This is a genomic window from Plantactinospora sp. KLBMP9567, from assembly GCF_033446045.1.
In the GTDB taxonomy this organism is placed as follows: Bacteria; Actinomycetota; Actinomycetes; order Mycobacteriales; family Micromonosporaceae; genus Plantactinospora.
Genome location: NZ_JAWQRR010000034.1, coordinates 97,880 through 110,722, shown reverse-complemented (window position 1 = coordinate 110,722; position 12,843 = coordinate 97,880). Strand labels below are relative to the sequence as shown.

Below are 12,843 nucleotides of genomic sequence, written 5' to 3'. Positions count from 1 at the left end.
CCCTACGGGTAGGACACGGAGACCCGGCTTGGGGGGAGAGGGAGGGTGTCTAGAGGTCGCCGAAGGCGTCGTACCGGATGTTCTCCGGGGGCACGTCGTCGGCGGCCAGCGTGCGGAGCGCGGAGCGGACCAGGGCGGCCGATCCGGAGACGTAGCAGTCGTGGGTGGTCCACGGGCCGTAGCGGGCGAAGACGTCGGTGATCTCGCCACGTTCGCCGTCGAAGCCGGAATCCGCGCCGCACACCGGGATGACCGACAGCCACGGGTGCTGCGCGGCGAGTGCCTGGAGCTCGGTCAGCCCGTACAGGTCGTCGCGCCCGGCCGCGCCGACGAAGACGTGCATCCAGCGAATGCGGTTGTATCCGGCCAGTTCCTCGGCGAGTGCCTTGATCGGGGCGAGCCCGACGCCGCCGGCCACGCAGAGCACGTCCCGGGTGGAGGACCGGTCCAGCGTCATCGCGCCCATCGGGGCGGCCACCCGCAGCAGGTCACCGACCTTGACCCGGCGGACCAGGGCGCTGGAGACCCATCCGGCACCGACCGCCCGGACGTGGAAGTCGAGGGTGTTGTCCGCGCGCGGGGCGTTGGCGATCGAGTACGTCCGCCAGAGGCGGGGCTGGTAGCGCGGCACCTCGACGCTGACGTACTGGCCGGCCCGGTAGGGCAGGTGGTGCTGGAGGGGCCGGCAGGTCAGTACGGCGATGTCGCTGCCCCGCCGTTCGTGGCCGATCACCTCCGCGTGCCAGAACGGCGGGTTCGGGTCGTCGGCCGCGCCGGCCTGCATGCGCTCGGCGATCACCCGGTACGCGTCCCGCCACGCCTGGTCGTACTCGACGGTCCAGTGCTCGCCCGCGACCTCCGGCAGCGCGGCCAGCAGCGCGGCGCCCATGGTGTCGTAGTGCTCCGGCTTGACGTGGTATTTGCGGTGGTCGCGGCCGAGCGAGCGGAGGTACTCGTCGAAGTTCTCGGGGTCGTCGATGGTCTGGACGGCGGTCACGATCGCCTCCAGCAGCCGGTCCCGCTGGCTCTCCATCTGCACCGGAAACAATGTGCGCAGGGCGGGATCGGACAGGAACATCCGGGCGTAGAAGTATCCCGCGACCTTGTCCCGCCGATCTTCGACGAGGGTCCAGCTCTCCTTCAACAGCTGTGCGAGGTTGTCCATGACACCTTCTCGGTCGGGGCCACTGCGCGGATAAGAATGAATACCGTGAGTCAGTGCCGGTCGCACAGAATGTGCGATTGACGGTCTATCGCCTCTTGTCGGAGAACCGACTCCCCCGCTGTGACGTCGGGCGGAGCCGCCCCTCCGCCGGGTGGTCGGGTCAGGGACACCGGTGCGGACGCTCCCGCCAGGCGGCCCGATCGGGCACAGTTGTCGGGTGACGGTTGATCTCGCCCGCCCGCTCTCCCGCCGCGTGCTGGGCACCGAGGTGCTCCTGGTCCTCGGGCTGTCCCTCGGGCAGTCCGCCGTCTACTCGGCGGTCACCATCGTCGCCCGGCTCACCGCCGACCGGCCGCTGTCCGAGCAGAACGCCACGCTGAACGCCTCCCAGTCGGCGCGACCCTGGCTCGACCTCACGTATCAGCTCCTCGGGATCTTCTTCGCCCTCGTGCCGGTGCTGCTCGCCGTACACCTGATGGACCGGGACCGGACCCTGGACCGCGACGGGCTGCTCGCCCGGGACGCCCTGCCCGAGCAGGGTCCGGGGGGTGCCCGGGAGGTGCTCGGCCTGGACGGCCAGCGGCCCGGCCGGGACCTGGCCTGGGGCGCGGCGCTGGCCGCCGCGATCGGGCTGCCCGGGCTCGGCCTCTTCTGGATCGCCGCGCAGCTCGGCATCAACGCCAACGTCGTCCCGGCGAGCCTGCCCGACCTGTGGTGGGCGGTCCCGGTGCTCGTCCTCTCCGCCGCGCAGAACGCGATCCTCGAAGAGGTCGTCGTGGTCGGCTACCTGATGACCCGGCTGCGGGAGATGGGGTGGCGGATCGGCGCCGTCATCGCCGCCAGCGCGCTGCTGCGCGGCTCGTACCACCTCTACCAGGGCTTCGGCGCGTTCGTCGGCAACGCGGTCATGGGCGTGGTGTTCGCGCTGTTCTTCCTGCGTACCAGGCGGGTGCTGCCGCTGGTGGTAGCGCACACCCTGCTGGACGTGGTCGCCTTCGTCGGCTACGCGCTGCTGCCCGAGGAGTGGTTCGACTGGCTGTAGTCGGGTGACTCGCCTCCGACTGTCACCGCCGGACGCCCGGCAGCGTCCGACCAGCCGGCTCCCGAGCGGTAGTACCCGATTGCCCGGGCGGCGAGCCGTTCGGTGTTGGCGGAACTCAGCATCGCGGCGGCCAGTGTCATCGCCCCGGGCAGCCGCCGTACGGCGAGCCGCAGCGCCAGCCAGTTCGCGGTCCGGGCGACGATCGGCGCACCCAGCCGCCAGCCCGCCTCGGTCAGCCGGCCCGGTTCCGCGTCGACGTTTTCCGTCGAACCGTCGTCGGCGGCCGGTCGCGGATCTTCCCGCCGGCCGGTGATCGCCGCCTCGGCGGCGGCCAGCGCGGCCCGGGCACTCGGCACGTCCGGGTGGACCCGGGTCAGTACCAGCAGGTCGGCGGCCCGCTCCGGTCGGCTCGGATCATGGTCGTACGCGGCCGCCAGATGCAGCACCAGGCCGGCCTGCGCCCAGGTGACGGCGGCCAGCTCGGCGAGCGGGGCGAGCATCCCGGTCGCCGTAGACAGGGCCCCACCGGCGGCGGCGAGTCGGACGTACCGCCGGGTGGCCAGTCGGACCAGACCCTCGGCGCTGGCACCGGGGTAGGCGGCCCGGACCCAGGCCGCCCAGGCCCCGGCCTCCGGGCCGAGCCCGCGTACCGCGGCCAGGGCGAGCAGTTCGGGTGCGTAGCCGGGGTGGTCGAAAATCTGCCGGATCGTCGACGGTTGTGCCTGCGGTCCAGGAGTACGCCCCGAAGCCGCCCGATCCGCCGGGACGATCGCGTTGGGCGTGCCGACCGGGTACGACGTACCGATGCCGGTGGACTCGCTCGGTGTGCCGCTCGCCGCGGAATCGGCTCCGGCTTCCTGAGCGCCGGGCTCGCCGACGTGGGTCTCCTCCTGGACTGGGCGGGTCGGCCCTGCCGTGCTGGTCGGTTCGACGGTGTCGGCATCGGCGGGAGCCGTGATCTCACTCACGGCACTGTTGGTGAAGCCGCTGGGGCTGGGGCTGGGAGACGGTGTCGCTGTTCCCGGCGCGGCGGTGGACGGTACCGCCGTCTTCTCGCCGGAGTCCGTGTCGGCCGCCGTAGCCGCGGCGGCCGACTTGGTGGCGGTCTTCTTCGCGGCGGTGGTTCTCTTCGCGGCGGTGGCCTTCTCCGCAGCGGTGGCCTTCTTCGCGGTGCTGGTCTTCTTCGCGGCCGCCTTGGTCGTGGTGGTCGCTTTCCTGGCTGCGGCGGTCTTCTTGGCTGCGGCGGTCTTCTTGGCTGCGGCGGTCTTCTTGGCTGCGGCGGTCTTCTTGGCTGCGGCGGTCTTCTTGGCTGCGGCGGTCTTCTTGGCTGCGGCGGTCTTCTTGGCGGCCGTCTTCTTCGCCGGGCCGGCCTTCTTGGCGGTGATCTTGGACCCGGCCCCCGTTCCGGCCACGCTCTGCGTGGCGGTGTCGGCGGTCGGCTCCGCGCCCGCGGGGTTGGCCGGATCGGTTGCCGGGACGGCCGTTCCGGCTGCGTTCACCTCGTCGGATCCTCCTGCCGGGGCCGGGGCCGGGGCCGGGGCCGGGGCGTCGGACGTGGGGGCGGTGTCGGCGGTCTGTGGGCGGGTCGGCGTCGCCATGGCCGGCGGAACCCGGTCGGCCCGCCCCGTGGCCGACGGCGGTGTGGCGGGATCCGGCTGCGTGACTGCTCCGGACGACTGCGCGGTGCGGGCGGGAGGCCGTCCGGGTGGCAGCGGCTCCGGTTCAGCCGGTGGCTGGAAGAGCACTGTCGGAGGGGTCTTACGAGCGCGCGGGCGGGGCGGAGCCGGGGACTGGTCGGCCGTCTCCGTCTCAGGGTCGGGAGCGGAGGCGAAGGCGGCCTTGGTCGGGCCGGAGCGGTGCGTCGACTTCGGCTCCGGGCGGCGGCGGGGCGGCTCGGTGGGCGACTGCTCCTCCATAGCACGTGAGCCTAGTCTCGGTGGCGGATCGGCACCGAACAGGAATCGGCGGAGGTCGTGCCGCCGGCCGCGCGGGGCGTGGCGGGGCCGGCCCGGGCGGGTCGGGGTCTGCCCGGGAAGTCGCTTTGCCCCGCCGGGTCGCTGCCCTGTATCCTCGACCGACGTGGTCTGGTGGGACCACAGGGAGACTTCGCCTAGTCTGGTCTATGGCGCCGCACTGCTAATGCGGTTGGGGTCTTAAAGCCCCTCCCGGGTTCGAATCCCGGAGTCTCCGCGCTGAGGTTGGTGTGTAGACTGGCCCGGCAACTGCGCCCGTAGCTCAACGGATAGAGCATCTGACTACGGATCAGAAGGTTAGGGGTTCGAATCCCTTCGGGCGCGCCTTCTTGAACAGGGAAGATAGCCCACCAGCTATCTTCCCTGGCGCGATGTGAGTCACGTGTGAGTCACGCCTGTGACCCACGTACAAGGCTCTGTGTAGCCCCGCTGAGCTGGTCGATCGCACTAGCGAGCAGCGGATCGAGAAGGTGCGTGCGAAAGAGAGTTCGATCTCTAGTCCTTTGGTCCTTAGTTAGATGCATATCTAACTGTTGGGATAGATTTTGCAGCGAAACGGTGAAATCAAAGGCTACGAGTGTAATGTCCGTCCCTGGGGCCGGACCGTTGAAGACCGGATCTGCCCAAGAGATTGGGGCCACCTCCCCCGTGGGTGCGGCGACGCCTTCGGGTGGTGTCGGTGATGCGCGTCTCCGAGGGGCCGGGTCGGGTATACCGACGGTGCGGTTGCCGTGACGAAGTGACCGGTAAGCAGTTCGGGGCCGGCTGTGCTCGGCTGGCAGATTTCCGCCACGGCCGCTGGTACTTCTCTTTGCAGGTACCCGGGCCTGACGGCGGTCGTGAACGGGCGCGTAGGGGTGGGTTCGCCACCCTGGCTGAGGCGGAGCGGGCCTGCTGGGAGCTGGCGCAGGTGCCGGGGCCGGAGGCGGTGGGGCGGACGTGGACGGTGCGACGCTGGCTGCGCTTCTGGCTGTCGGAACTGGAGGGCCGGTTGCGGCCCACGACGGTGCTCAACTACCGCAGCATCGTGGAGAAGTACCTGATCCCGCACCTGGGCTACTTCCGGTTGAGCAAGCTGCGCACGAAGACCGTTCAGCGGGCGATGGACGCGATCTCTCGCCAGGTTGTACGTGGTGGCCGGCTGATCTCGCCGGGCAGCGTGAGCTGGATTCGAGCCGTCCTGCGCAGCGCGTTGTCGGAGGCGAGACGGCAGGACATCGTCGGTTACAACCCTGCCCGGAACCTGCGGCTACCGAACGGGGCGCGTCCGCATGCGGTGGTCTGGGATGACGAGCACGAGGCGGTCTGGCGTGAGACCGGCCTGCGTCCGCGGGTGGCCGTGTGGGACCTGAACAACCTGGCGCAGTTCCTGGAGGCGGTACGCGACGACCGGATGTTCGTTCTGTGGTGGCTGGTGGCGCTGCGGGGCCCACGTCGGGGCGAGATGGCGGGCCTGCGCTGGGAGGACATCGACCTGGCCGCCGGGGAGCTGACGATCAGGGAACAGGTCATCGTCATCGGCGGGAGAGAGCACATCGGTCCGCCCAAGTCGGCGGCCGGGGTGCGAACCCTGGCTCTCGACGAGGCGACCGTGAAGCTGCTGTGGGAGTTGTGGCACGAGCAGCGGCGCCGTAACGGCGGGGTGACCCCGAACGGACGGGTCTTCGTGCACGCGAATGGCCGCCCGGTCAGCCCCGATTGGGTGACCCGCCGGTTCGCGAAGCTGGTCAAGCAACTCGGGTTGCCACCGGTGCGGTTGCACGACCTGCGGCACGCCGCTGCCGGACTGGCCTCGGCCGCTGGGGTTGACCTGAAGATGATCCAGCACGACATGGGGCACGCCAGCCCGGTAACCACGGCGGAAACCTACATCTACATATTCAAGAAGATGGCGAAGGAGGCGGTGCGGGCCACCGCGGCGTTGCTGCTGTCCCACGCAAAGGTCCGTATGTCGCTGGAGGGCGCGTCCCAGGCGTGACACGGCCGGCGTCATCGCGCATTTCGAGATCGCGCGGGCGAGGAGGCGCACGTCCGCGTCGGCCGGGCGGTGTTGAGTCAGTCGGTGTCGACGCGGCTGGCCGGGTGGCTCGCCACCGCCTGTCGGCCGATGGTGGTGTCGAGGTTCCCCCGGGATGTGGACACCGGGTTATGACGCGATCGGGTGCAGGGTAGTCGGGCCGAGAGTTTGTTCGTAGTCGGCGGGGCTGAGGTAACCCAGCGCGGAGTGGCGGCGCCGGTGGTTGTAGAAGGCGATCCACCGGAACACGTCGCGGCGGGCGTCGGTCTCGGTGGCCCAACGGCGGTGGTCGACGTCGAGCTCACGCTTGAGGGTGGCGAAGAACGCCTCGGCCAGGGCTGGTCGGCAAACCCGGATGGCGGAAGCCTGAGCAACCGAACTGGTTTGGCTCGATCGGGCAATAACGGGTGACAGACTCCGACACCCTCAGGGGAGAGCCGATGACCCATCCAATAGATGCTGCGGCCGGCGAGCGGGCCGCGCTGTGTCCCCCGAGGTGGCGATGACAGCAGGTGTGGTTCATATCGAGGACATGACGGGTATGGCCGGCGATCACGAGCTGATCCGGTCCTCCTGGACTGAGCCGGAGCAGTTCGCTGAGATCTTCGACCGGCATGCCGAGGCCATTCATCGGTATCTGGCCCGCCGGATCGGTCGTTCGGTCGCCGACGATCTCGTCGGGGAGACGTTCCTGGTGGCGTTCCGTAGGAGGGAGGGCTACGACGTCTCGCAGACCGATGCCCGTCCCTGGCTGTACGGGATCGCCGCCAATCTTCTACATCGAGAACAGCGGACGGAGGTGCGCCAGTACCGTGCTCTCGCCCGCACCGGACTCGATCCCGTGCTCGACGACACCGATGGGGTACTGGCCCGCGTCGCCGCCGAGGACCACGTCCGCAAGCTCGCCACGGTGCTCGCCCGCCTGTCCGTCCGGGAGCGGGAGGTGCTGACCCTCGTCGGTCAGGCGCAGCTGAGTTACCCGGAGGTGGCCCGAGCCCTCGGCATCCCGGTCGGCACGGTCCGGTCTCGGCTACACAGCGCTCGCCGCCGTATCCGCGAGGCACTGCGCGACCATCCAGAGCTCAACCTTATGAACGGGAGTGACGATGAGTGACCTTGACCTTATGAACAGATTTCGTGCCGACATGCCGTCGGCGGGACCAAACGCGATGGCCCGCGCCCGGGCCCAACTCCTCGCCGAGGCCACGACCCCGGCAACAGCGCCGTCACACCATGTCCGCCGGGCACGACTGACGACCCGGTGGGCGTGGCGGCTGGCGCCAGCGGCCGGTTTGGCGCTTGCCATCGTCGTCGGGCTCGCGACCGTCGACCAGCGCGAGCCCGGTCCCGACGTCGCCGGTCCGCCAGCCGATGCCCGTATGGTGCTGCAGCTCGCTGCCGCGCAGGCGCGAGAGACACCCGCCGTTACCCCCCGACCTGACCAGTTCGTGTATGTCGAGTCCGTCGTCGCATTCCAAGGGTACGACGGTGACAATTACGTTCCACCGGTCCGTAAGCACCGACAGGCATGGAAATCGGTGGACGGCACTCGCGACGGGTGGCTCGACGAGAAGGCCTACGACCCCGGCCACCAGGGACTGCCCGACCTTCACGTGGTGCTGGGCGCCTCCTGCTCACGCCCGGGGCCGGACTGCGTGCCCGCGTATCTAGGATCCCTTCCTACCCAAAAGGACGCGATGCGCGAGTACCTGGCGGCGGACAGCCCGGGTGACAGCCCCGTCGGACCGTGGATGTTCAGGCGGGCCGGCGACCTCATCCAGGAAGGGTACGTGCCCCCGGAGGCGCTGGCTGCGGTGTTCGACACGCTCGCGACCATTTCGGGCGTCGAGATGCTTCCGGGTGCAGTAGACCCCGCAGGGAGGCCCGGCGTCGCCGTCGCGGTCACGAACGACGGATTCCGCTTGGAACTCATCTTCGACGCAACGACCCACGAGTATCTGGGCGCCCGCGAGGTCAAGGTGGGCCCAGCGTCGAACCCCGGACCGGCCGCACCCGGAACGCGGTGGTTCCCCCAGGAGGGCCCGAGGCCCGCACTGAACGAGGTGGTGGGCGCCGTTTCCCGGACGAGGATCGCCATCGTCGACCAGGCGCGTCAAATCCCATGACGTTCGACTTCCCTGTCCGTCGATCGGAGTTGTCGTTAGTAGCGAAGGGCACCGTCAGGTCGAGCTGGGTAGGGCCCTCCGGAGTCTCGCGACGCCGACAGCCGCAGGATCCCTCGCCCGACGAACGTTGCGTTGATAACAGCAGACAGCCGCGACGAAAGCGACCTCATCACGTGAACGGAGCGTAGCCGGGCTACGAGGGCCACCGGCCAACGGGTGTCCTGCACCTTGTTGGGTGAGGTTTGTGAGACTGGTCCTGGGCAGGGTGGCGGAATGTCACTACTTCGCCACCCAAAGGGGTAGAGCGATAACAATGAGGCTGAATGCAGGTGTCAGCCCGGCGAAAAGGCTCGCGAGGTCGGTCACACACTGGGTGCCGCTAGTATTCAGATGGCTGAAGTACTAGCGGCACCCAAATGCCTATCGCATTGCGAGCGAGCAATTAATCAAGTCCAGACGGCGACTGCCGGTAGGCCGCCTCAACGAATTCCTGATCTGCTTGCTCAGGGCTTCCGACGACGAACCTGGCAGCTAGAAGTTGATGGAGGAGAAGGCGTTGTTGAGGCCGGTGCTCAAGTTGATGATACCGCCACTGGGGATATTGGCCATGCAGGACCCCGTGTAGTCGAAGCCGGTACACAGCCTTGCCGTCGAGCCATAGTTGAAGACCGACGAAATCGCATCATTCAAGGGGTTACCATTGTCGAACGTGTTGTTGGCGAAGGTGCTGTCGGGGGTGGTCCTGTAGTCGAACCCTCCGCCGCCGGCGTTGGCGTTCGCATTCTCGAAGAGGTTGATTTGGGCTGCGTGGGCAGGGATTGCGAGAGCCGCCGTAGTTGCTACACCAAGGGCAGCGGCAAGCGCAATTCGTGATGCACGTCTGATCATGCTCGATTCCCCGATCTCTTCGTGAGTCGACAAGACGGAAAACTGTCGGGCGCCCATAAATAGAAACTAACAGTCATCGATCGACTTCGGTTACCAAAATACTTGTGATGACCGCCACATAGCTCGCCCTATTGTGTTGCGGGGGTTGACGGGCGCCAAGTTTTCCCTGAATGAGCGCCAGGCGTTGACGAGCTGCGACGATGGAAGACGCGATCTCTCAAGCAGAGCCGGCCGCTAATAGCTGTGGCCCTACTCTCGAGACGGGCGCCCGAGATTCTCTACAAAGGAAAACTCCTGCGCGCTACAGCTGCCGCCTGAAGGCCGCCGCAAGCCAACGCTTGGGGCGGTCACCGCAGACGTAGCGCTCCGAGTCTCAGCGCTGCAACGCACTGACCGGTTGCACGCTGGCAGCGCGCATAGCCGGATAGATCCCGGCCAGGACGCCAATCACTGTACCGAGTAACGGGGCGGGTAACACCAACCAAGGGTCGAGCAAAGGCGTCCAGCGTTGAGCGGCTGCTGCGGAAACCACGGCAAGAACTGCAAGGGCAGTACCGATGAGGCCACCAATGGTGCCGACGATCGCCGCCTCAGTTAAGAATTGTCCTCCAATATGTGCAGGGCGGGCGCCCAGCGAGCGGCGCAGGCCGATTTCTGATAGCCGCTCCAGTACCGCGACGGACGTGGTGTTCGTGATGCTAATCGTTCCGATGAGTAAGCAGATTCCTGCTAGGACGAGAAAGAAGGCGTCAAGGTCGGAGTCGACCGAATCACGTAGTTGGCGTGGATCAGGTGGCGGCACCACGGCAAACAGCATCGGATCATCCGGGCGTAGGGCAACGGCGATCTGACCGGCTACGGTTGCCGCAGCGCCCATATCGGTGTCGATTCGCATTATGACGGAGTTCGTCGCCTCCGGCTTGCCCCAGAGGAGTTCGACAGTCCGGCTTGGAAGCACAACAGCGGAAAGCAGTTCGGTGTTGCGGTCGACGTCCTGCAAGACACCGATGACAGCGAATGGGACGCCATCGACAAAGATGGCCGGCATACCTGCGATTGAATAGATGCCAAGTTGCCGGGCGGCACCGACACCGAGAACAGCAACCCGGTCTCGGCGATCCTCGTGTCCGCGGTCAAAGAGGCGTCCCGTCCAGGCAGTGGGCCGGTTGGCTGGGAGAAACCCTGCCGACGCAGCCAGCACAGGCAGATTCTCAACCGAACGCGTCCCAGGCAGCAATGAGCCGCGCAAGCTTTTGGTGAGCTTCTCAGGAAGCGGCCAGACAAGGCCCGCACGCCGTACACCTCGCAACTGCTCGGCCCGTCCGTCAGCATCCTCCGGGAAGGCCAGGTCTCCCGTGACTGTGTCGGGATTGTCTGCGCCTTTGACGACAACCTCGGTCGCCACCAGTGCATTGAAGTGTTCGCTAATTTGACCGCTGGCCGTACTGGTAAGCCCCAGAACCGCGACAAATGCGCCTACGCCGAGGACCGTGCCCAGCATGGTGAGCACCGTGCGGCCAGGACGTTGTAAGACTCCGGCGAGCGACTCCGCAAGTAGGTCACGCACGCCGAACCTTGACTTCTCTTGGCCTGACGGTGGCTGCCTCTTCACGGGGAACTCACCAAACCCTCTCTGACCTTACCGTCTCGGATCGAGACCACTCGCCCCGCACGCGCCGCGATGTCCAGGTCGTGCGTAATCATTACAATTGTTAGGCCAGAACGGTGAAGATCCGTGATGAGATTCATGATGCTATCAGCCGTTCGACTGTCGAGATTGCCGGTGGGTTCATCGCAAAGCAACAGCGGTGGCTCGCCGGCCACGGCACGTGCAATGGCCACCCGTTGTCGTTCTCCGCCCGAAAGCTGGGTCGGCAATGCGCCGGAACGGTGCCCGAGCCCGACCCGGTGCAGAGCGGCGCGGGCAGTAGAAAGGCGAGCAGAAGGCGGTGTACCCCGGTACAGCATTGCGAGGGCAACGTTGTCTTCCAGCGTTCGATGTGACAGTAGATGGAACGCCTGAAAGACGAAGCCAATCTTGTAGCCACGAACGGCCGCCCGCGCGCTTTCAGAAAGCCGATCGACGTCCCTCCCGTCCAGCAGATAGGTCCCCTGCGTCGGGCGATCAAGCAGCCCAATGATGTTGAGCAAGCTCGACTTCCCGGAGCCAGAAGGTCCGATCAGGGCTACATACTCGCCCCGAGCCACCTTGAGGTCGGTGGCCTTCAAAGCGTCCACCGGAGGAGGGCCCGCGTATGTCATCGCAACGCCACAGAGTTCCACCAAAGGCGGGCTGTTTTGGGTCATTGCAGATCCGGAAACAGAGATGTATCACCTACCAGCACACGGTCACCCGGCTTCAGGTGTCCCTCGTTGGCTGGAGTGACCGCCGTGTATCCGTCACCGCTAGCATCGACGCTAACAATGATCTTTGTCAGGGGGCCGTGAGCGTCCTGACGTAGAACTGCGGAGGATCCATTGATGACTGAGAACACAGCCGATTGCGGAACGACGAGGACCCGATCACCTGTTGTCGCTGTCTCTATCGACAGCCGCACCTCTTGGCCACTCAAGTTCGACGGTAGTGGTTCGTCTGGCTTGATGGTCACCGGATGACTGAACCCGCCGTCGGGGGAAGAAGCCGACAACTCACCTATGGCCGATATCTTGCCCGAGTTCGTTCCCTCAGAGGCCTCCGAATCAATCTTCGTCGGCATACCGACCTTCAATCTCTGCCGCTGCACGGCGTTGACCGAGGCGTTTACCACGAGGTCGCCGCTCGACAAAACCAGGGGCGCCTCCTTGATTGTCGCACCAACTTGAGCCGAGAGCTTCTCAACACGGGCTGGGAACGCAGGCAGGAAGACGACCTCGGAGAGAGGCAACATCGTCCCACTCACCCTCTCGAGCTCGGCTAGGTGTCGCCGTGCGCGCAGCGCGTCCTCCTCCGCTCTAGCCAACGCCTTCGAGGTAGTTCCGACCGCGGCCTGCTTGGCCCTGGCCCGAACATCCCGCGCGTCCTCGACGGCCCGATCGGCTTGGACGACGGCGTCCTCAGCGGCCGCGATCGCCGACTCATCTGTTGTGCTTGTAGTGGTGGCTTCGAACCCCAGGTCCACATAAAAGTCGGCGAGTGCGTTCTTCGTTCCCGGTCCGAACACACCGTCTAATTTCCCCGGCTTGTACCCGAGCGACCTCAACGCTGCTTGGAGTTGTCTGACATCCTCGCCCTTCGACCCCGGCAACAGGTCGCGGTAGGCGGGTTTAACTCCGGGTAGAGCGATGATCGGACGTCCTGAAACCTCCATTACGACGTCGCCAGCCGCGACGGACGCGCCGACCTTGATGCGCACCGCAGTGACGATGGGCGTCCGCCCCTCAACGGTGGCCGGCTGCACCTCGACTGTGCGACTCCCAGCCACCGACCCACGGATGATGACGGTGTCCGTCAACGTCCTGTGCTCGACCTCTGCGGTTAGCACGGTGGGACCCGGGCCTCTCGCGTCAGCCACGGCTTGCTGCGGCGACTGAATCATCGACGACGCAGCTAGACCGGCCACCGACAATAATGTGGCGCTGATAGCTACCATCATCACCACGCGGCGGCGGCGGGCGAGCGGGGAGCCATCTGC

11 protein-coding genes and 2 tRNA genes are annotated in these 12,843 nt (G+C 66.8%); 6 read left to right on the top strand and 7 right to left on the bottom strand.

The window, feature by feature from the left end; translation table 11 throughout:
• Nucleotides 1–49: 49 nt before the first annotated feature.
• Nucleotides 50–1,165: a globin domain-containing protein gene (locus R6Y94_RS25690; protein ID WP_318398415.1), complete on the bottom strand. Its 1,116-nt coding sequence runs from the start codon at nucleotides 1,163–1,165 to the stop codon at nucleotides 50–52.
• Between the two features lie 217 nt (nucleotides 1,166–1,382).
• Here R6Y94_RS25690 and R6Y94_RS25685 point away from each other — a divergent pair, with 217 nt between their 5' ends.
• Nucleotides 1,383–2,207 carry a CPBP family intramembrane glutamic endopeptidase gene (locus R6Y94_RS25685; protein ID WP_318398414.1) on the top strand — a complete coding sequence of 275 codons (825 nt, stop codon included), beginning with the start codon at nucleotides 1,383–1,385 and terminating at the stop codon, nucleotides 2,205–2,207.
• Here R6Y94_RS25685 and R6Y94_RS25680 read toward each other — a convergent pair.
• A complete protein-coding gene (locus R6Y94_RS25680) occupies nucleotides 2,168–3,706 on the bottom strand; it encodes a hypothetical protein (RefSeq protein WP_318398413.1) in 1,539 nt (512 codons plus the stop codon). The two genes, R6Y94_RS25685 and R6Y94_RS25680, sit on opposite strands and share 40 nt — an antisense overlap.
• A gap of 600 nt (nucleotides 3,707–4,306) precedes the next feature.
• On the opposite strand from R6Y94_RS25680, the gene R6Y94_RS25675 reads away from it, so the two are divergent.
• From R6Y94_RS25675 to xerC, 3 genes are all read left to right on the top strand, one after another.
• Nucleotides 4,307–4,397, top strand: a tRNA-Ser gene (locus tag R6Y94_RS25675).
• Nucleotides 4,398–4,431: 34 nt separating this feature from the next.
• A tRNA-Arg gene (locus R6Y94_RS25670) sits at nucleotides 4,432–4,504 on the top strand.
• A gap of 586 nt (nucleotides 4,505–5,090) precedes the next feature.
• A complete protein-coding gene (xerC, locus tag R6Y94_RS25665) occupies nucleotides 5,091–6,158 on the top strand; it encodes a site-specific integrase (RefSeq protein WP_318398412.1) in 1,068 nt (355 codons plus the stop codon).
• A 168-nt stretch (nucleotides 6,159–6,326) separates the two neighbouring features.
• Here the strand turns inward: xerC and R6Y94_RS25660 are convergent, their stop codons facing one another.
• On the bottom strand, nucleotides 6,327–6,533 hold the full coding sequence (locus tag R6Y94_RS25660) for an integrase core domain-containing protein (RefSeq protein WP_412102883.1): 207 nt from the start codon (nucleotides 6,531–6,533) through the stop codon (nucleotides 6,327–6,329).
• A 166-nt stretch (nucleotides 6,534–6,699) separates the two neighbouring features.
• Between R6Y94_RS25660 and R6Y94_RS25655 the strand changes: the two genes are divergently transcribed.
• Both R6Y94_RS25655 and R6Y94_RS25650 read left to right on the top strand, forming a co-directional pair.
• Entirely contained in the window at nucleotides 6,700–7,311 is a 612-nt protein-coding gene (locus R6Y94_RS25655) for a sigma-70 family RNA polymerase sigma factor (protein ID WP_318398411.1), read from the top strand.
• Complete coding sequence (locus R6Y94_RS25650; RefSeq protein WP_318398410.1) at nucleotides 7,304–8,323, top strand: CU044_5270 family protein; 1,020 nt, start codon at nucleotides 7,304–7,306, stop codon at nucleotides 8,321–8,323. The genes R6Y94_RS25655 and R6Y94_RS25650 overlap by 8 nt, the downstream gene beginning before the upstream one ends.
• Before the next feature lie 531 nt (nucleotides 8,324–8,854).
• Here the strand turns inward: R6Y94_RS25650 and R6Y94_RS25645 are convergent.
• The 4 genes from R6Y94_RS25645 to R6Y94_RS25630 form a co-directional block, all read right to left on the bottom strand.
• On the bottom strand, nucleotides 8,855–9,211 hold the full coding sequence (locus tag R6Y94_RS25645; RefSeq protein ID WP_318398409.1) for a hypothetical protein: 357 nt from the start codon (nucleotides 9,209–9,211) through the stop codon (nucleotides 8,855–8,857).
• Nucleotides 9,212–9,584: 373 nt separating this feature from the next.
• Nucleotides 9,585–10,778, bottom strand: coding sequence for an ABC transporter permease (locus tag R6Y94_RS25640; protein ID WP_318398408.1), 1,194 nt, complete (start codon nucleotides 10,776–10,778; stop codon nucleotides 9,585–9,587).
• A gap of 41 nt (nucleotides 10,779–10,819) precedes the next feature.
• A complete protein-coding gene (locus R6Y94_RS25635) occupies nucleotides 10,820–11,449 on the bottom strand; it encodes an ABC transporter ATP-binding protein (protein ID WP_318398407.1) in 630 nt (209 codons plus the stop codon).
• 65 nt (nucleotides 11,450–11,514) lie between these two features.
• Nucleotides 11,515–12,771, bottom strand: coding sequence for a peptidoglycan-binding protein (locus tag R6Y94_RS25630; protein WP_318398406.1), 1,257 nt, complete (start codon nucleotides 12,769–12,771; stop codon nucleotides 11,515–11,517).
• Between the last annotated feature and the right edge of the window lie 72 nt (nucleotides 12,772–12,843).

What these genes read in the sequence shown, in the direction of transcription:
- R6Y94_RS25690 (WP_318398415.1), bottom strand. Translation starts at nt 1,165, where the DNA reads ATGGACAACCTCGCACAGCTGTTGAAGGAGAGCTGGACCCTCGTCGAA.
- R6Y94_RS25655 (WP_318398411.1), top strand. Translation starts at nt 6,700, where the DNA reads ATGACAGCAGGTGTGGTTCATATCGAGGACATGACGGGTATGGCCGGC.
- R6Y94_RS25650 (WP_318398410.1), top strand. Translation starts at nt 7,304, where the DNA reads ATGAGTGACCTTGACCTTATGAACAGATTTCGTGCCGACATGCCGTCG.
- R6Y94_RS25645 (WP_318398409.1), bottom strand. Translation starts at nt 9,211, where the DNA reads ATGATCAGACGTGCATCACGAATTGCGCTTGCCGCTGCCCTTGGTGTA.